Source organism: Microcoleus sp. A2-C3 (genome assembly GCF_036706065.1).
Classification (GTDB): domain Bacteria; phylum Cyanobacteriota; class Cyanobacteriia; order Cyanobacteriales; family Microcoleaceae; genus Microcoleus.
Map to the genome: position 1 here is coordinate 57460 of NZ_JAUBVX010000031.1, position 19155 is coordinate 76614.

Below are 19155 nucleotides of genomic sequence, written 5' to 3' on the forward strand. Positions count from 1 at the left end.
CCAGGAAAAAAGATGAACATCTCTACTATTTGGCGAAAACTCCGCAGCCAACAAGCCTTCTGCTTGGCTGCACTGCTTGCGAGTTGCCTGGTATTTATCGGTTGTTCCCCCGCCCAGTCAGCGGCTGGCAATTCAGTCGATCCCAAGTTGAAAGAGCAAGTTTTGCAGATTATCCGCGAAAACCCCCAAGCAATTTTAGATTCGGTACAAGGGTACCAGCAACAGCAGCAGCAGTCTCTCAAAGCAGCGCAGGAGTCATTTTTGCAGGAGATGAAAACAAATCCCAAATCTGCGATCGGGGATTCTCCCACCACCGGCTCAGCTTCGCAGCAGATTGTACTTTTAGAATTCTCTGACTTTCAATGTCCGTTTTGCGCCCGCGCTTACGATAATGTCAAGCAGTTTATGGCAAAACACGAGGACAAAGTTACTTTAGCCTACAAGCATTTTCCCTTGACTTCTATTCACCCTCAAGCGCTGCCAGCAGCTAAAGCAGCTTGGGCTGCTGGGCAGCAGGGCAAATTCTGGGAATATTACAGCGCTTTGTTTGAGGGGCAGAAAGAGTTAGGCGAGCCACTATACGGATCGATCGCCCAAAAGCTCAATCTCAAATTAGATAAATTCAACAGCGATCGCAACAGCCCCGCCGCCGAAGCAGCCATTCAGAAAGACGTGCAACTGGCTCAACAATTGGGTATCGAAGGCACTCCATTCTTTATTATGAATGGCAAAACTTTCTCCGGTGCTGTCGAGATTTCTGAGATGGAAAAGATTCTCGCGAGTGTCTCCAAATAACAGGGAAAGAGACACGAAAAAGTAAGTTTTTGGGTCTTTTTAACTTGTTGGTTGCAATCTCAATTCTGCGTCATTTAAGATGGGTTCCCAGGCTGGTGTCTGGGAACACTAAAAAAGCAAGTAAGTAAAAGGAAGAAGAAAGTTGGGCAGCGGATTGTGAAACGGATGTAACGGATGTAATGCCGATCGGGAAAAAGGCTTTAGTTATGCTTATTTACAATCCCGATGAAAAAACTGCTCGGTAACGGTAGCAGTCAAATTGGTATGATGCCGCCTGGGTGGGAAGTTCCGGCTTCTACAACTACATTACACGGAGGCCTATGCCATATCCCGTTCGCGTACCTAATATGAGAGATCGAAAGGCTATACATCTCTCTAATAATTATCGCTTCACAGACATCTTGCCTGTGAAGCGATAATTTTGGGAAAAGTCTATTAGTAATTCATCGGATGCGATCGAATTTTTGATTAGACAGCAGCCAACTCAGGAGTCGGGCGCTTGCTGTGGCGGATACCCTCGATCGCACTTGCGTAATCCTTCGCCTTAAACACGGCAGAACCCGCGACGATCGCATTTGCGCCCGCTTCCAGAACCTGCCAAGTATTGTTCGTCTTCAAACCGCCATCCACCTCAATCCAAGGATCGAGGCCCTTCTCGTCGCACATTTGGCGCAACTTGCGAATTTTCGGCAGCACCGCCGGGATAAAACTTTGACCGCCAAAGCCCGGATTGACGCTCATAATCAGCACCAAATCGCAAAGTTCCAGCACGTACTCGATCAACTCTAGGGGTGTCGAAGGATTCAGCACCACACCAGCCTGCTTGCCCAATTCCCGAATTTGACCGAGGGTGCGGTGCAAGTGAGGCGAAGCATTGTGCTCGGCGTGAACGGAAATAATGTCAGCACCAGCCTTAGCAAAGTCCTCGACGTACTTCTCCGGCTCCACAATCATCAAGTGGACATCGATTATCTTGGTAGTAACGGGACGAATTGCTTCGACAATCATCGGCCCGATAGTAATATTAGGAACAAAGCGACCGTCCATCACATCTACGTGAATCCAGTCAGCCCCAGCTCGATCGACAGCCTGAATCTCTTCTCCGAGACGGCTAAAATCGGCTGATAATATGGATGGAGAAATAACGATCGGTTTTTGAGATTTGGTCATGGCTAAGTCTGTGTCTCCTGTCTCCTGTGCTGTATCCAGTTTATCAAAATACGGCTCTCCGGGTCGAAAAGTTGTGAATAATAGGTAGGGGCAGGTTTAGCGAAAAAACTTGGCCTCTAACCAACAATTTTTGTGCAAAACGTGCCCTGCTCTGGGATTTTTGGTTTAGGATATAAATTTTCCGCCTAACAAATAAGTTTTGTGCAAAACTAGACCTCCTGTAAATTTTGAATGCCAACTATGAAAAATACACATCCCTTAGACAATCCTGAACTCGATCGTGCAAGTCTGTTTGTATTAATGATCCCAGTCATTGGCTTTTTTCCCGCCCTCTGGAATCTTTACCGCCGTCAGGGCAGCCCCGAACGCCAAGCCGTCAGCCGCTTGGCAATTGCCCTTGCTTTTAGTTGGCTCTTAGGACATATTCTTTTAGAAGGGGCCGCGATTTCTGCGGAATCTCCGACACTTGCCATGTTATTAATGAGTAGCCTGCTGACAACCAGCTATTTCATCGTCGCTCTGGGACTGATGGTTCGCCTCTGGAAGCGTCAACCGCTATGGTTGCCCGGAATTAGCCGCGTAGCCGAGCAAGTGGTCGGCAAACATTTATCCTAATTTAGGGTTCCTTTAAGCCCCTACTGTATTGATTAGAGTGCGTCTTCAGCTTGATACTACATATTGCTACGATCTTTTTTATTTTTGTTGTGTGTGAGGAAGCCAGTGCCAGCTCAAAAAACTCCTAATCAAGACCCTATCCAACAATCAACTGCTCAACCTCCAACCAAAAAATCGCACCAGCCGCACCGAGGCCGTTGGCTGGGTTTTGGTTTTGGTTTGGCTGGAGTAGCCATGCTCTCAGCCACCGCCGGAGCGCTGCTAGCCGTCTCTCTTTCCACAACACCGCTTCAGCAACAAAAGTTGAGCCCTGAAGAAGCGGCAGTGTTTTCTCAAGGCGACATGGCAAAGCTCAGCATGAAGATGCCGGAGCTCACTCGCCCAGTTAATATTTTAGTTTTAGGACTTAAGGTTCTGAGTTCAGACCTCGACGGCCATCCCGATAAGGAGCAGGGATACGATGTCTGGCAAAACTCTTTCAAGGGCTTAACCGATACCATGCTGTTGGTGAGGTTTGACCCTCAAAATAAAAAAATAAGTGTGCTTTCCATTCCGCGAGACACCCGTACCTATGTTGAAGGTAGGGGTACTGTGAAAATCAATGAAGCTAATTACTACGGCGGCCCGGCTTCGTCAGCGAAGTCAGTCAGCGGACTGCTGGGCGGTGTGGGAATTGACCGCTATGTCACAGTCAATATTCAAGGCATCAAAAGTTTGGTAGATGCCCTTGGTGGGATTACTATTAATGTCCCTAAAGACATGAAGTATACCGATGAAAGCCAGCATTTATATATTGATTTAAAGGCTGGCAAACAGCGTCTCAACGGCGAACAAATCGTGCATTATTTGCTTTACCGACACGACGATTTAGGCGATATCGGGCGGGTACAGCGCCAGCAATTGTTGATGCGGGCTTTTGTGGAAGAGCAAGTTAATGTTGGTTTGCTGTCTCGCTTGCCGAAGATTTTGTCGGTGATTCAGTCTCACCTTGATACGAATTTGACTATAGAAGAATTGGTGGCCTTAGCTGGTTTTGCTACTCAAACCGATCGCGCTGGCGTGCAGATGTTGATGGTTCCCGGCAAATTCAGCGATCCTAAGGACTACAAGGCAAGTTTTTGGTTGCCAGACCAAAATGCGATCGAAACTATGGTGGCAGAGCATTTTGACTACGGTCAAAATACTTGGACAATCGAGAATGCTGATTCGACTTTTCTGAAGGTGGCGATTCAAGACAGTACGGGCGATCAATCGGCTGTTGAAGATTTTGTCACGACTTTAACTCGGGCAGGCTATCGGAATGTTCAGGTTTCTAAAGCTTGGTCTGAACCGCTAGATGTAACAACAATTGTAGCTCAAGACGGCGACATTAAAGGTGCCCAAGCGATTCGCCAGTCTTTGGGTTTTGGAGAGGTGCTAGTTGAGAGTACCGGTGCTTTGCAGTCGGATGTGACAATCAGATTGGGTAAGGATTGGTTGAGTAAAAAAACTCAGTCTGGCGGGGACTTTAAGTCTTTTTAAACTGGGTTTTAAATTCATTTGTAGGGACACAGCAGTGCTGTGTCCTGTTTTTTATGAGTTCAGATGATCTGATTCCCGATCGGCTAAAAATCCCTCAATTGAGCCGTTGTCACAGCAACTTCCTTAATCTGGGAACCCCGGCGCACCTTCAGTTTCAGAATTTGACCAATTTTGCTGTTTTCCACCAAATTTTGCAACTGTTCAGGCTGAGTCACTTTATCGCCCTCAATTTGAACGATGACATCCCCCTTGCGAACCCCCGCTTTCTCAGCAGGCGTATTGGGCACAACTCGCATCACCAACACACCTGTAACTTCCGGGACAATCACAGGAGCATTGGGGTCAGCATTATTCTCTTTGGCCATTTCTGGAGTCAAAGCAATCATCTGAATCCCCAAAAACGGATGGCTGACTTGTTCTCCCTTGGCTAATTGCGCGTAGATGGCCTTGGCTTTGTCGATCGGAATTGCAAACCCAATACCCATTGCATCGGCTCGAATCGCCGTGTTGATACCAATCACTTCTCCTCTGCTGTTTAGCAGTGGGCCGCCGGAATTACCAGGATTGATGGCCGCGTCGGTTTGAATGAAATCGAGCCGCTTGTCGGGAATGCCGACGGCTGCGCTGGAGCGTTTGAGGGTGCTGATAATGCCTAAGGTGACGGTGTTGTCAAATCCCAGGGGGTTGCCCACGGCGATCGCCCAATCACCCACTTTCACCGCATCAGAATCTCCCAGTGTTGCCACGGGTAAGTTTGCTTGTTTAGTATTAATTTTGACAACAGCCAAATCTGTTATTTCGTCAGTACCTTGGACTTCTCCTGGAAATGTCCGGCCGTCGTTTAAGGTGACAGTTACTCGATCGGCTTTGTCAACTACGTGAGCATTGGTTAACACAATCCCACTTTTGTCAATAATGAAGCCGGAACCTTGACCGCGTAAGCGTTCTTCTCTGGGAGTTTTGTTGCGCGGATCTTCTTCCAAAAATCTACGGAAGAATGGGTCTTCCATTAACGGGTTGAGGTTGCGGCTGACAGTGCGCTCGGTATCAATGCGGACAACTGCCGGCCCGACTCGATCGACTGCCGCCGTCACAAAACTGCCGGTATCTGCCGCCACCTGCGCTGGGAGTACGGCTGTTTGAGGCTGTTCCCGCAAGTTGGGCGGATTTTTGCCGTCAACGGCCCAAGCGGGTGCAGCATCGATGAAGAGAGCACTCAGGGCGATCGTCATTCCTAAAATTAGGGCGAACCAGCGAGCACCGATTCGGGGTGCGGGGTCAAAAAACTTAAATAGTCGCATAGCGTCAATCTTTGTTAGTCTGGGTTATTCTGGTAAAGGTGTGCGATCGAGCGGACTCAATAATCTGCCGCTATGAAAATCCTAAATATATTTAGACAGCTACAATACACGAGTCTGGAGCCAGCACAAACTCAACATATTCTCAATTCTAACTTGAACAATTTCCCTAGTAATACCAGTTTAAAAAAAAATGCAACTCTAGTCCCGCACTCCCAACCATTAAAAAGCACTCATTCCCAATTCTTTAATCTAAAATGGCATAACCCCGATGATTGTATCTGATACTTCTACTGACAAATCCTTGCCCTCAAATTCCCACCACCATCACGGCGATCAATCAGTCCACCCTCACCATCACGATGAAGAATCCATGCGGCGGCTAGTTAATCGGTTATCTCGGATTGAGGGACACGTCCGTGGGATTAAAACAATGGTGCAAGAAAACCGTCCCTGTCCCGAAGTTCTCGTGCAAGTTGCTGCGGTTCGAGGCGCGCTCGATCGTGTAGCGAGAATCATTCTTGACGAACATTTAACGCAGTGCATTGCCAGAGCAGCAAAAGAAGGCAATATCGATACGGAAATAGAAGAGTTGAAAGCTGCTTTGGATCGGTTTTTGCCTTAGTCGATGCCATTTTTTTACATATACCAGCCCCGCCAGATGGTTAGGAAGTTCTGGCGATAGATCGCTTTCCTCATGCAATTAATTGCAACGAAATGTCTCACGCGACGATAACTAAAGGCTGTCTTATTCCTGCTTTTTAACTTGAGCGACTTGTCGTAGCCGAAGGCGAAACGAGCCTTCTTCTTCACTTATTCCTTCTGACTGATGACTGCTGACTTCTTCTATAACAAAACCTGCAAATTAGACAAAACTTGCAAGTTATTAGTTATGGCTCATGGTTTAAGAATCTTTCACAAACGTGGGAAAAGTATCAATTTTTTTCCCCCTCGCCCCAATTGGCCCAACAGATAATTTATACTATCCGCAGTTTATGAGAGCGAGCTTAGTTCAAAAAGAATTACCGAGTTTTTAGTGACAACGGAAATCATTAACAGTTTCAAAGTCTGAGTATCAATAATTAGACGGTGATTAACCAGACTTCGGATGAACTGTTTAACTGTCTAGACTTTCGTCAGCTTGCCTTTTAACTGGTATCTGACTGTTGCGTAAACGGCTTTATAGGAAGCCTCTATGCTATATTCCTGCTGCAACCACTCTTGAATTTCTCCATAGCTTTTAAAGCCTTTCTGGGGGTCGCTGAGGCGCATTGCCAAACTAGCACGGGCCAGAGGAGGAATTGCGGGCTTGCGGCCACCGCTGTGCTTTGTTTCCAGGAGTCCTTCGAGTCCGTCAGAGCGGTACTTTCTCAGCCACCGCTGCACAGTAATGCGGTTTACGCCGATCGTCATTGCCAATTCTTTAACTGTCTTAACGTGACAAATTTTGAACAGGTAAAGTGCTTGAATCTTTTGAAAGCCACTTGCCGTTTTTTGTTCGGTTAACAGGTTTTTTAGTTCTTCTGTGGTCTCTGTGATGCTAAGTTTACATACTCCAGCCATATCAATTACCTCACGGGGATTCGTAATCTACAATTGTTTTTTTGACTAGGGAGAAAAATCCGCTTTCCTCCTAAATGCTCGCCTTTTGTTTGCTAATAAAGCCAGACAAAAGCTATCTAAATTAAACTTTTTCAGTCCTGGATTTACTAAGAGGCTCAGAAGCCTTTTTTTTAAACCGGGAGCAAGGGCTGCAATGCGTCTTTTGATAAAAAACAGTTTCTGAGTCAGTTTGGTATTTGATGACACAAGCGTCATTGCTAATACTGATATCAGTTAACCGCTCGAATGCAACATTAGCTGCAATAGTTGACTGTTAAGGAATATTATTTATTCTCTTTTTTCTAAATATATATCATGATTTTTCTAGTGTTTATTTGTGATTTATGCGAAAGTATTGGCGATTTTTTTTCCTTGGCAGCTAGGATGCAGCCTTGGTCTGTAAAGGAGCCGGTAGCACTTTTATGCACAGATTTTCCTACTCCCAGAAGTGTATTTCTGGCTTTCCCTTTGTGAGAAATCCTGAGATATCAGCACTCTGATGGGCTGGATTGGGTCGCGCCGAGTGACGGTGCAACCAACTTTCCTGCTGCGGGCAGGTCTCTGTGAAACTACCGACTTGATCGCCTGTTGAGTTAAACACGCCGACTGTGGAATTGTCAAATTTTCAACATTACAGTACCACTATCGGCTATTTTTCCCTGTCTGGCGTGATCGAAACGGTTGTTCCTATGTGATGCTACTAACAAAAATTAGTGATTCTTGTCACACCAATACTCAGTAAACTCAACTAGCAACAAAAAGTTATGACCTCGATCGCACTTTCCAGCGAGAATTCTTTGATTGAGTCACGAAGTACGATGACATTGTTGTGAAAAAATTTTAATTTTATTTTTTAATGCAATAAAAAATTCTGTTTGATCTTTCACCTTGCCCAAACGGTCTAGGGAAGTCTGGCGCTGTAAATATTTCAGCATCTCAAGTCTAAAATCGCAGAACATCCGGTGCAACCAGCTTGCTGAGAGTATTCTGCATTTAAAAGGTGTAGAGAATCCATAATGAACGTTGACGAACTGCTCAAGCTATACGCCATAGGAGAAAGAAATTTTAGTGGGGTCTACCTGCACTCCGTGTACCTCTACGAAGCAGAATTGATTGGAGCCAATCTGTATGAAGCCGACTTGATTGGCTCCAATCTCAGCAAAGCCAAACTCAGCAGAGTCAACTTTGGCAAAGCCAATTTGTGCAAAATCAATTTGAGCAGAGCAGATTTAGCGGGAGCCGACCTCACTGAAGCACTGTTAGCTGAAGCTAACCTGTATCGAGCTGAGTTGATGGGAGCAAATCTTAGCAAAGCAGACTTGAGCGGAGCTTCCTTGATCCAAGCAACTTTAATTGGAGCAAATATATCTCGGGCAACACTCAGCCACGCAGACTTGCACGGAGTAAATCTTTACGGAGTAAACTTGCGCAGGGCGGTGCTCACAGAAGCAGATTTAATTGGGGCAAATTTAACCAAAGTAGACCTCAGCGGAGCCGACTTAATGGGAGCGAGCCTAATTAGGGCAGACTTGACTGAAGCGATTTTAAGTGCGTCAGACTTAAGCGGGGCAAATCTGTTGGGAGCAAATCTTACAAAAGTCAACTTGAGCGGAGTATATCTTAAGGGTGCGACGATGCCAGACGGCACGATTCACGATTAATTTATCTGTTAAATCTTATGGTTGGCGAGAAGCACGGCTAAGGGTAACATTTTTTTGTTACCCTAATTTATTGGTAGCGAAATGTTTGTTTGAGACTCAGGTGAAGCTCTGAACTTTAATGTATGATGTCTGTGATAGATAGCTGAGAATCTGGCAATATTTAGCAATATCTACGATCTGGATTTTCAATTGCTGCGATCGAAGCTATTTTAGATTTATTATTTCGGATTTTGGATGCTTAAGATGAAACTAAGAATCCTGGCTGCTGCAACGCTGCTGAGCGCGATCGCCCCTTTAGCCCCTGCACAGGCCGAGAACATTCAACACACGCAACAATTACTAGCCACCCGACAGTGCCCCAATTGCGACCTCAGCAGCGCTGGTCTGGTTTTAGCCAACTTAACAGGAGCCAATCTCAAAGGTGCTGATTTGAGATTGGCTAACCTCAGCCGAGCTAACCTTACCGGAGCTGATCTTAGCGGAGCCAACCTCAGTGGCACCAGTTTGTTTGGCGTCAACTTGACGGGAGCAAACCTGACGGGGGCAAACCTCAGCGGTGCTGACTTGAGAAGTGCCTATCTTAGCGACGCCAATTTGCTCAACGCCAATTTAACTAACGCCCAACTGCTGGGAGCTAGAGGAATGCCAACTAATATTGGCACCGCTGAAGACTTTTACCGATTGGGAGTGCTGGAAGCTCAAGCGGGAAACTACAGAAACGCGATTGATTATTACAATCAAGCCCTAAATCTGAAATCGGATGTAGCTGCCGTTTATTTTGCGCGCAGTATGTCTCGCGCTGACTTGGGAGACTTCGCCGGCGCGAGTCAAGATGCTGCTAGAGCAAACCAACTCTTTGCCACTCAAGGAAATCCTCAAGGTCAAGAATTGTCAAAGCAGTTAGCCGAAGCCATTGTGGCGCGCCAAAAGCCAACGGAACCACGTACTGGGGGCAACGGCAACTTGATGAGTCTTCTGGGATCGCTCGGTTCGGTGCTGGTGAAGATACTTTTGCCCTAAGAACAGTTAGCTAATTCAGCGGAATCTCGATCGAGAATTCAGTACCCAGACCTGGTACAGAAACACACTTGAGTACCCCTTGGTGTTTGTCAACTACAATTTGATAACTGATCGACAGTCCTAAACCCGTTCCTAGACCGACGGGTTTAGTAGTAAAAAACGGATCAAATATTTGAGAAATCAACTCTTTGGGGATGCCGTGACCGTTTTCGGCAACGCAAATTCTTACAGTTTTTGCATCGATTAATTCGGTGCGATCGAGCGCGTACTGCATCAGCCTGATTTTTTGACTAAGCCGAGCTTTACTATTAACCGGCCCCGCGCTGGTTAGAGACGACGGTGCATCGCCTCTAACCAGCGCTCAATCAAAATTTGCGATCGCGCCAGTTTAATCTTTGCTTTCAACAGACTAACTTAACCAAATGATAATTATTATTATAATATTCTCATAAATTTCTGGAAATCTTAAAATCTCACGATCATAATTATTGATTATTAGGATAACTTGACATTTATTTGGATAACTTCATACAATGAAATTTAGCGAAAAATTTTGAGTTTTGATCAGCCTGCCCGGTGCTGAAAAATTTCGCTACGTACGCTCATCAGAATTTTACCCAAATGATTTTGGCCGGTGCCATCGCCGCCGCACCCCCAGTAGTAATCCGTTGGCGAATCCTCTACAATCACTCGATCCCCTGTGCCGAGGAGAATAGCTTGAATGTCTGCATGAGCGAGAAACTTAGTTAAAATTGCTTCGCGCATAATTGGGATTTTCACCGCTTCCCAATCATGGCGCATCCGGTGGTTCGGATCGCGACCTAATTGGGCGGCTTCTTGAGGAGTTGGTACGGATCGAATTGCCACCACTAATCTTTCATCAGCGCTACCGACAAATTTTTGGGCTTGATAGTAATGTTCCACAGTCAACCAATCTTCACCATGCAGGCAAATGTCGTGGGGTGAAAAATTGGAAAAGCAGCCGTAAGGCTCCTCTACTTTATAAAAATAAATTATCATAGCAGAAGGAAGAAGAAAGTTCGGCAACGGATTTTTTAACGGATGTAACGGATTTCAGGAAGAGGGAAGTTCGGCTTCCGCCGTACAAGATATAACGGATTTCAGTGCACTGCACATCGGTTGGCCTTGTCGCCTACCGAAGAACATCGGTTGACTGGCGTTTTAGCGTCTTGATTTGAAACCCAAATTTGCCAAAGTCATTTTTCTTGCTTGAAGTTTGACAAATCCCAACTTGAAATAGCAATTTGATGCTTTTTATCTGGATTGTATCTGCTTTTTATTTGCGGTTTGCCGACTCTATCAAAGATTTACAAGAAGTATCAAGTCAACTGGTGCGCATTGCACTATAAACTCTTTCGTTTGTATAGGCGCGGTTTCAACCGTAGGTCTGATCTTCAATATAACGATCGAGAATTGGGAATGAGGAATGGAGAATCAGGAATTGGGATTTAAGAATATTTCCTTTTCCTTGTTCCTGCTAAAATTCCTGCATTTTCCCCATGCCCAATTTCCCATTCACTAAACTTTCGTGATATCTCTCTCTTTGCCTGCCAGAACTTCTTCTATTTTGGCGATGTACTTATCCGTCAGTTTTTGAATTTTATCTTGCAAGTCTCGCGATTCATCTTTAGAGATATCGCTGCTTTTTTCTTGCTTGCGAATCGAGTCAACGGCATCGCGGCGGATATTGCGAATTGCGACTTTACCTTCTTCGGCAAACTTGGCGGCCATTTTGACAAATTCTTGGCGTCTCTCGCTTGTCAGCGGCGGAATGTTCAACCTAATAACTGAACCGTCGTTGTTAGGTACGAGTCCTACATCTGACAGGGAAATTGCTTTTTCGATCGAGGTAAGGGCTGTGCGATCGAACGGTTGAATGTTGATCGTGGTTGCATCCGGGGTGCCGATGTTGGCAAGGGATTTGATCGGAGTTGGAGATCCGTAGTAATCTACCATGACTCGATCGAGCAGGGAAGCGTTGGCGCGTCCCGTCCGAATAGTATTAAAAGACCGTTGAGTAGCCTCAACAGCCTTTTGCATATGATCTTCTGATTCAGCTAACTTCACAAAATCCTCCGACAAGGGTTCCAATAGATTCTCCCATTACTGCTCGGTAGATGTTTCCCGATACCGAGAGGTCAAATACCATAATAGGAATATTATTTTCTTTGCACAGGGCGATCGCGGTACTATCCATCACCCGCAAGTCTTGGTTCAAGACGTGGGCGTAGGTGAGGGTTTGATACCTGCGCGCGTTGGGGTTGATATGGGGGTCGGAATCGTAGACCCCATCTACCTTAGTAGCTTTAAAAATCACCTCTGCATCAATTTCAGCCGCCCGCAATGCGGCTGTAGTATCAGTAGTAAAAAAAGGATTGCCAGAACCGGCACCAAAAATCACTACCCGTTTTTTTTCGAGGTGGCGAATTGCCCGCCGTCGAATGTAGGGTTCAGCTATTTCTTGCATGGCGATCGCCGATTGCACCCTTGTGGGCACTCCTGCTTGTTCCAGAGCATCCTGCAAAGTGATAGCATTCATCACTGTAGCAATCATGCCCACATAGTCGGCTGTTGCCCGATCCATGCCTGCCGAAGCAGCTTTCACGCCACGAAAAATGTTGCCGCCGCCGACAACGATCGCGATTTGAATGCCTTCGGACACGACTTTAGCCACTTCCTGGGCGATCGACCCAACGACTACCGGATCGATACCGTAGCCCAAGCTACCCATCAGCGCTTCACCGCTGAGCTTCAGCAAAACCCGCTGATAAACCATCCCCATGCCGCCACTATTTTTTCTTTTTGTCTCCACAACAAGATAGCAGCACGGGTGCATTTTGAACATCAATTGCCACGAACAGGCTTTTGCGCTTGTTCCAGAACACCTTGGAATGTTGACTGTTGACTGTTGACTGTTGACTGTTGACTAAGGCAAAAAAGGGTTTCTCCTAAAAATCCTGGCACTCTCCGAGAGATATTTACGCAGAAACCGTGTTTTTTGCCCCGCTTGCGTCTATGACTGTCTTAGTTCAATCCTTGGGAACGAAATCAAGAGAAGCAGAATTCATGCAGTAACGCTGGCCCGTGGGTTTTGGCCCATCGTTGAATACGTGACCGAGATGAGCGTCACAAACGGCACACAGTACCTCCGTGCGGCGCATGAACAAGGCGTTATCCGACTCATTCCTGACATTTTCTTCTTTTATGGGAGCGTAGAAACTCGGCCAACCGGTACCGGAATCGTATTTTGTTTCCGATTCAAATAGCTCTGTACCGCAGCAAATGCACTTATAGAGTCCGGGCTTTTTGTTGTCGTGATATTCGCCGCTAAAAGCTCTTTCTGTTCCCTTTTTTCGGGTGACTTTGAACTGTTCTGGCGTTAGTTGCTGTTGCCATTCGGCATCGGTTTTTTTAACTTTGTCTGTCATGGTTTAATCTTTGGTGTAGATGAAATTAGTTGAAGAAAACACGGCGGTTGAAACCGCGTCTATACAGACAAAACCCGCCTCCGCGGGTTGAAGAGCGGGTGGTTGAAATTATTTCTTCAGTCCGCGGAGGCGGACATCGTTTGTATAGGAGCGGTTTCAACCGCCGTCCGACAATCTTTGTTTGTATAGATGGGGTTTCAAACCCTACGTCGGATCTGGTTGACTCATGCCTCCATTAATATTAACCTAATTGGCTCCAAATGAACATACCAGGGAAAAGGATTGTCCTTGATAGCCCGCCACTTTTCTTTGAAAACTTCAGCTTGCAAGTGATAATCTTGGGAATTATTGGGAGGCGAGTGCAATTTGAGATATAATGTCACCCGGTGAGGAGTTTCCACCGTTGAGGCGATCCAACAAGCAAATGTATTTTCGCGATCGCACCGGTTAACAAAACTGATTTGATGAGCTCGAATTCCGACAGAAACCAAAGATTTGGGGATTGGTTCGACGACAGTTAGATTGCAGCCCCAGTCGATCGCCTCTACGACAGTTTCAGCAACCGGTTTAGCTGCACAGAAGTTCTTACAGCCAGTCAACTGGGCGACGGTGAAGTTGCGCGGGCGATCGAAAATGTTCTGTTTGGTATCAAAGGCGATCGCCCTTCCCTCAGCCAACACCAACAGATTTTTGCACACCCGGTAAACTTCCTCTAAATTGTGACTGACAAACAAAGTAATTCCCCGATAATTAGCCAGAACCTGCATTAACTCCCGTTCCAGTTGACTCCGCAAGTGCGTGTCCAAAGCCGAAAACGGTTCGTCTAACAGCAGTAAATCGGGAGAAGGGGCGATCGCCCTCGCCAATGCCACCCGCTGCTGCTGGCCCCCAGAAAGTTCGTGAGGATAGCGGTTTTCCATTCCCAACATTTGCACCGAAACAAGCTGTTCTTTGACCCGAATTTTTTGCTCGCTTTTAGATAAATGCTGCAAACCAAAAGCAATATTTTGAGCCACATTCAAGTGAGGAAACAAAGCATAGTTTTGAAACAAAAAACCAATACGGCGGTCTTTAGAAGGTAAATTAATGCCCTCTGCCGAGTCAAATAAAACCTTACCGTTAACTGTAATTTTACCGCTGCTGGGAGTTTCCAAACCCGCGATGCAGCGCAGAGTCATGCTTTTGCCGGAACCCGACGCGCCCAAAATTCCCAGCACTTCCGGGCCGATATCAAAACCGACCTCCAAGGCAAAGCCAGAAAGAGGTTTAAAAATATTTAAAAATAGTCCGCCTTCTAGTTGTTTATTTGGGGATTTTATGGTAATATTTGAAGAAAATTTAGCGAAATTAGATTGCCGTTGATAGTTAGGATTTGGCTTGGAAGAAATCCTTGGTAAATAAGTCCAGTAATTAACCAAAGTCAGCACACTCAAAGCAAGACTGAGAATAATCACAACCCAAATAGCAGCTTGCCTCATATCCCCAGCTTCCACAGCAAAATAAATTGCCATCGGGATAGTTTGAGTTTGTCCGGGAATATTCCCAGCTAACATCAGCGTCGCGCCGAATTCACCCAAAGCGCGGGCAAATGCGAGAATAGTTCCTGCTATAATTCCCGGCCACGCTAGCGGCAACATAATCCGCCAAAAAACCGTCCCTTCCGAAGCGCCCAAAGTGCGGGCTGCATTGAGAAGATTGGTATCAATTTGCTCAAAAGCCCCCAAAGCAGTTTTGTACATCAGGGGAAATGATACGACTGTGGCAGTAATTACGGCGGCTTGCCAAGTAAAAATTATAGTTAAATCAAATTTTAGGAGAAATTGACCGATCGCGCCATTTCTACCAAACAGCAGCAGCAGCAAAAATCCGACTACCGTGGGCGGCAAAACCAAAGGAGAGATGAAAATGCCTTCAATCAAGGCTTTACCTGGGATGCGAGTTGAAAGCATCCACCGGGCGGCAGCTATTCCCAGAAAGAAGGTAAAGAATGTGGCGATGGCTGATGATTTTAGGGATATCCATAATGGAGATATGTCAAATTCCATATTTTGGATGAACTATCGCAGTTTTGGATGATTTTTTTGAACCGCAGAGGGCGCAGAGAACACAGAGGAAGAGAAGGAAGAGAAGAAAGTTTTTTGAATTGCTACAAGTTTTACGAATAATTAACGAGCTGTACCGAATCCGTATTTCTGAAATACTATTTTAGCCCGATCGCCCGCCAAAAACTCAACAAAGGCTTTGGCTGCGGCGGGATTGCGGCTGTTTTTGATAACTGCTAGCGGATAAACAATGGGCGAGTGCAAGTTTTCGGCAGCCGTTAGTCGCAGAGTTACCTTGTCCGATGATTTGGCATCTGTGGTGTAGACTATACCGGCGTCAACGTTACCGCTTTCGACAAATGTCAGGACTTGGCGGACGTTATTTCCCAGCACTAATTTTGGTTGCAGTTGCGACCATAATCCCAGCTTAGTTAGCATTTCTTGGGCGTATTGTCCTGCCGGTACGCTTTTCGGTTCGCCGATCGCAATTTTCTTGATTTTTGCCTCTGTCAACTGTTTAAAATCGCTCAAAGCAGCGCCATTTTTAGGAACAATCAAAACTAGGCGATTTGTCAGCAAATTGCGGCGCGTCTCATTCAGCAGCAAATTAGCTTTCTGCAAACCATCCATTTGTTTAGTAGCGGCGCTGAAAAATACATCTACCGGAGCTCCTTGCTGAATTTGCTGCTCTAGTGCGCCGGAAGCACCAAAATTATAACTAATAGTAGTATTGGGATTGCTGCTTTGATATACTGTTTTGATTTCTGTTAAGGCTGGTGAGAGACTGATGGCTGCGGATACAGTTAAAGACGTGCGCTGCTGTGCTGTGGCTGGGGAAACATTCTGAAATAAGTTCCAACTAATCAGCAGTACCAGCGTCGCGACGGCTGCGATAATCAAGTTGAGAATGCGTTTTCTTTTTAGGTTCATGGGAAATAGAAGTTTATGGGAAATAGAAAACCGGGCGGTTGAAACCGCGTCTATACAGACGAAACCCGGATGGTGCGCGGGTTGAAGAGCAAGCGGTTAAAATACATTATCTTCTTCAGTCCGCGGAGGCGGACATTGTTTGTGTAGACGCGGTTTCAACCGCCGTCTTATCTCCCTATTCTCGCCATTTAACAGAACAACCGATCGCCTCTGTAGTAGAAGGTTCTACTGGTTCGTCTTTGAGCAATTGGTCGATCGCACTTCGCAGATAAGAAATCTGCACCCCTGCTGCATCGTCCGCGTTATCGTCAATTAAACCTTTATAGCGCAATCTGCCATCTTGGTCTAACAAAAAAACCTCCGGCGTTTTAGAAGCCCCAAAACTTTCAGCCACATCTTGAGCAACATCTCGAATGTACGGGAAGTTGAGTTGATTGTTGGCTGCAAAAGTTTTCATATTCTCAAAACTCTCATCGGGATGCTGATTGGCATCATTAGCATTAATCCCGATTAACGTAACATTTCGATCTTGAAAATCTGCTTGAAGTTGTTTCAGGCGATCGAGATACAACTGCACAGAATGAGACTGATTACACATAAATATCACCGCTATCGCCCGATATTTTTCTAAATATCGAGATAAATGGTGAACTTCGTCGTCAACTCCCGGTAGTTCAAAATCGGGAGCGTAGCTGTTAATGGGAGTACCAGTTGTTTCGATTAGTAAATTCATTTTTTCAGGAGGTGAGGAGCAGTATTTGCCAGCATGAAAGATGAAAGTCTCAGGGCGAATAAAATAGGCTGTTTTTGGGCTTTGCTTTAATTCTAGCCTTGCCAACAGCCTATTTTTGCAAGTAAGCGATTTATTCCTCGTCTTGCTTTAGCCAACCTTTCGCTAGAGCTTGATATCCAATCATTTTGTATGTTAATTTGGCTGCGGTAAATTCTGAGACGACAGAATCTACAAGAGGTGCTAATTCCATAATGTCACAGCCGATTACTTCGTGGGACTCGAAGACGCGGCGCAAAAATCCCGTGAGAGAATACCAATTTAACCCGCCTGGTTCTGGTGTGCCAACCCCTGGTATTAATGTTGGATCGATGCCGTCTAGGTCGATCGTCAAAAATACTCGTTTGGTTGTTATGCTGGCAATGGCGCGATCGGCCCAATCCGGTTCATTAGCAATTTCCCGAGCTCGAATCACGTTTAGCTGTTTTGCTTTAATCAAGTCGGCTTCTTCCTTGCAAATAGCGCGAATCCCGATTTGCAGTGTCGGTAAGCCCATATCAACAACCCGCCGCATCACACAGGCGTGGTTGTGGATCGAGCCTTCGTATTCGTGGCGCAAGTCGCCGTGGGCGTCGATTTGCACGACTGTAAACGGTTCATCCGGGTAGCCTTGGCGGTAGCCTTCGACAATGCCGGCGGTGATGCTGTGCTCGCCTCCGAGGGAAATTACAAATTTATTTTCGGTAATTAGCTGGTGTACGGTTTGTTGCGTGACTTCCAGCATTTCTAGGGATGATACTGGTTGCTGGTTGCGGGTATCGGCGATCGGCATTGCGGTATAAATGCCAACATCGTAGCAAACTTCGGAATCTAGTTCTTCGTCGTAGCACTCCAGTTGGTGTGAAGCTTCTAGCAGTTTGGCGGGCCCGTTTTCGCAGCCTCGGCGGTAGGTGGTGGTTGCTTCGTAGGGAATTGGCAAGATTACTACTTTGGCTGTGTCGTAGTCGGGTACAATTTCTGATCCCAGAAACGGTACGACAGCAGTGGAAATGATCGGTGGCATAGGGGAAATTTCAATAAAGCAAAAAATTCAGCATCTTTAATGGTGGCATAGTATCGGCTCGTAGTGCAAAGGAAGAAGAAAGAGGATTTAACCGCAGAGAGCGCTGAGGGCGCAGAGAGGGAGAAGGGAATAAGGAAGGTTTGGGATTTATGTCCTAGCGGTTGCCTCGAATTGCGATACGGTTTGTAGTAAGGACTTCAGTCCTTCTTACTCTTAAATTTTCACTTTTATGACATCTTCTACTCCCGCTATGTCAACACTTGCAGCACCTCAAACCTGGATGTGGAAAGGCTTTCCGATTTGTTACCAGGCTGCGGGAACTGAGGGCCCTGCGGTGGTGTTTGTCCACGGTTTTGGCGCGTCTTGGGGCCACTGGCGCAAGAATTTGCCTGTTTTGGCTGCTAGTTGTCGCTGTTACGCGATCGATCTTATCGGTTTTGGCGGTTCTGCTAAGCCCGCGCCTAAGCTTGAGATTGACTATACTTTTGAAACTTGGGGAGAGTTAATTGCTGATTTTTGTCGGGAAGTTGCGGGCGGACCGGCTTTTTTGGTGGGAAATTCGATCGGCTGTGTAGCAATTATGCAAGCGGCTGTGGATTTTCCCGACATTGCTTCTGGTGTAATTTTACTCAATTGTTCCCTGCGCTTGCTGCACGATCGCAAGCGCGCCGAATTGCCTTGGTATCGCAGTTTTGGAGCGCCCATAGCACAAAAAGTTTTAAATGTCAAGTGGATAAGTCAATTATTTTTTAAACAATTAGCCACGCCGAATACAGTCAAAAAAGTGCTTTTGCAAGCCTATCACCAGCCGGAAGCTGTCACCGACGAACTTGTAGAAATTTTGTTAAAACCAGCGCGAGACAGTGGCGCTGTGGATGTATTTGTGGCATTTATCAGCTATTCTCAAGGCCCGTTACCGGAGGATTTGTTACCGCGTTTGAAGTGTCCTGCTTTGATTGTGTGGGGCGCAAATGACCCTTGGGAGCCGATCGCCCTGGGGCAAGAATTGGCAAAATTTCCGGCTGTAGAAAAGTTTATTACGCTGGAGGGAGTGGGCCATTGTCCCCATGATGAAGCGCCGGAATTGGTCAATCCTATTTTACTCGATTGGATTGCAGACAAGACGAAATAAACAAAGACGGCGGTTGAAACCGCATCTACATAAACGAATACGGCGGTTGAAAGAGACTGTTGGCGAATTAAAAAAGGGTGAAACCAAACATCCCGTAATCCTGGCAAGAGAACTATGATAAGGCAGA

At 46.1% G+C, this 19155-nt stretch carries 18 protein-coding genes and 1 pseudogene; 7 read left to right on the forward strand and 12 right to left on the reverse strand.

The window, feature by feature from the left end:
• Positions 1-12: 12 nt before the first annotated feature.
• Positions 13-795, forward strand: coding sequence for a DsbA family protein (locus tag QUB66_RS18055; RefSeq protein WP_332968988.1), 783 nt, complete (start codon positions 13-15; stop codon positions 793-795).
• 468 nt (positions 796-1263) lie between these two features.
• On the opposite strand, the gene rpe is transcribed toward QUB66_RS18055, so the two are convergent.
• A complete protein-coding gene (gene rpe / locus QUB66_RS18060; RefSeq protein ID WP_332968987.1) occupies positions 1264-1965 on the reverse strand; it encodes a ribulose-phosphate 3-epimerase in 702 nt (233 codons plus the stop codon).
• A gap of 240 nt (positions 1966-2205) precedes the next feature.
• On the opposite strand from rpe, the gene QUB66_RS18065 reads away from it, so the two are divergent.
• Entirely contained in the window at positions 2206-2580 is a 375-nt protein-coding gene (locus QUB66_RS18065; RefSeq protein WP_265233679.1) for a hypothetical protein, read from the forward strand.
• A gap of 105 nt (positions 2581-2685) precedes the next feature.
• On the forward strand, positions 2686-4101 hold the full coding sequence (locus QUB66_RS18070; protein WP_265233678.1) for an LCP family protein: 1416 nt from the start codon (positions 2686-2688) through the stop codon (positions 4099-4101).
• An 83-nt stretch (positions 4102-4184) separates the two neighbouring features.
• On the opposite strand, the gene QUB66_RS18075 is transcribed toward QUB66_RS18070, so the two are convergent.
• A complete protein-coding gene (locus QUB66_RS18075) occupies positions 4185-5402 on the reverse strand; it encodes an HhoA/HhoB/HtrA family serine endopeptidase (RefSeq protein WP_332968986.1) in 1218 nt (405 codons plus the stop codon).
• A 268-nt stretch (positions 5403-5670) separates the two neighbouring features.
• On the opposite strand from QUB66_RS18075, the gene QUB66_RS18080 reads away from it, so the two are divergent.
• Entirely contained in the window at positions 5671-6024 is a 354-nt protein-coding gene (locus tag QUB66_RS18080) for a metal-sensitive transcriptional regulator (protein ID WP_265233676.1), read from the forward strand.
• Between the two features lie 500 nt (positions 6025-6524).
• Here the strand turns inward: QUB66_RS18080 and QUB66_RS18085 are convergent, their stop codons facing one another.
• Positions 6525-6962 carry a helix-turn-helix domain-containing protein gene (locus QUB66_RS18085; RefSeq protein WP_265233675.1) on the reverse strand — a complete coding sequence of 146 codons (438 nt, stop codon included), beginning with the start codon at positions 6960-6962 and terminating at the stop codon, positions 6525-6527.
• A gap of 1055 nt (positions 6963-8017) precedes the next feature.
• Between QUB66_RS18085 and QUB66_RS18090 the strand changes: the two genes are divergently transcribed.
• Both QUB66_RS18090 and QUB66_RS18095 read left to right on the forward strand, forming a co-directional pair.
• The gene (locus tag QUB66_RS18090) at positions 8018-8662 is read left to right on the forward strand and encodes a pentapeptide repeat-containing protein (RefSeq protein ID WP_265233674.1); all 645 of its coding nucleotides are present in this window, start codon (positions 8018-8020) and stop codon (positions 8660-8662) included.
• A gap of 243 nt (positions 8663-8905) precedes the next feature.
• Entirely contained in the window at positions 8906-9682 is a 777-nt protein-coding gene (locus tag QUB66_RS18095) for a pentapeptide repeat-containing protein (protein WP_265233673.1), read from the forward strand.
• 10 nt (positions 9683-9692) lie between these two features.
• On the opposite strand, the pseudogene QUB66_RS18100 reads toward QUB66_RS18095, so the two are convergent.
• The 9 genes and pseudogenes from QUB66_RS18100 to speB all read right to left on the reverse strand — a co-directional run.
• Positions 9693-9938: pseudogene (locus QUB66_RS18100) on the reverse strand (sensor histidine kinase); the annotation flags it as partial.
• 308 nt (positions 9939-10246) lie between these two features.
• Positions 10247-10702 (reverse strand): NADAR family protein, encoded by a 456-nt coding sequence (locus QUB66_RS18105; RefSeq protein WP_265233748.1) that lies wholly within the window; start codon positions 10700-10702, stop codon positions 10247-10249.
• A 519-nt stretch (positions 10703-11221) separates the two neighbouring features.
• A complete protein-coding gene (frr, locus tag QUB66_RS18110) occupies positions 11222-11770 on the reverse strand; it encodes a ribosome recycling factor (RefSeq protein ID WP_265233672.1) in 549 nt (182 codons plus the stop codon).
• Entirely contained in the window at positions 11757-12485 is a 729-nt protein-coding gene (gene pyrH / locus QUB66_RS18115) for a UMP kinase (protein WP_265233747.1), read from the reverse strand. Before pyrH ends, frr begins: the two co-directional genes overlap by 14 nt.
• A gap of 247 nt (positions 12486-12732) precedes the next feature.
• Positions 12733-13131 carry a peptide-methionine (R)-S-oxide reductase MsrB gene (msrB, locus tag QUB66_RS18120; RefSeq protein ID WP_332968984.1) on the reverse strand — a complete coding sequence of 133 codons (399 nt, stop codon included), beginning with the start codon at positions 13129-13131 and terminating at the stop codon, positions 12733-12735.
• Between the two features lie 224 nt (positions 13132-13355).
• Positions 13356-15176 carry a molybdate ABC transporter permease subunit gene (gene modB / locus QUB66_RS18125; RefSeq protein WP_332968983.1) on the reverse strand — a complete coding sequence of 607 codons (1821 nt, stop codon included), beginning with the start codon at positions 15174-15176 and terminating at the stop codon, positions 13356-13358.
• 120 nt (positions 15177-15296) lie between these two features.
• Entirely contained in the window at positions 15297-16103 is an 807-nt protein-coding gene (gene modA / locus QUB66_RS18130; RefSeq protein WP_332968982.1) for a molybdate ABC transporter substrate-binding protein, read from the reverse strand.
• A gap of 175 nt (positions 16104-16278) precedes the next feature.
• Complete coding sequence (locus tag QUB66_RS18135; protein WP_265233668.1) at positions 16279-16836, reverse strand: thioredoxin family protein; 558 nt, start codon at positions 16834-16836, stop codon at positions 16279-16281.
• Positions 16837-16966: 130 nt separating this feature from the next.
• Positions 16967-17896, reverse strand: coding sequence for an agmatinase (speB, locus tag QUB66_RS18140; RefSeq protein ID WP_265233667.1), 930 nt, complete (start codon positions 17894-17896; stop codon positions 16967-16969).
• 229 nt (positions 17897-18125) lie between these two features.
• Here speB and QUB66_RS18145 point away from each other — a divergent pair, with 229 nt between their 5' ends.
• Positions 18126-19028: an alpha/beta fold hydrolase gene (locus QUB66_RS18145; RefSeq protein WP_332968979.1), complete on the forward strand. Its 903-nt coding sequence runs from the start codon at positions 18126-18128 to the stop codon at positions 19026-19028.
• Positions 19029-19155: the final 127 nt, after the last annotated feature.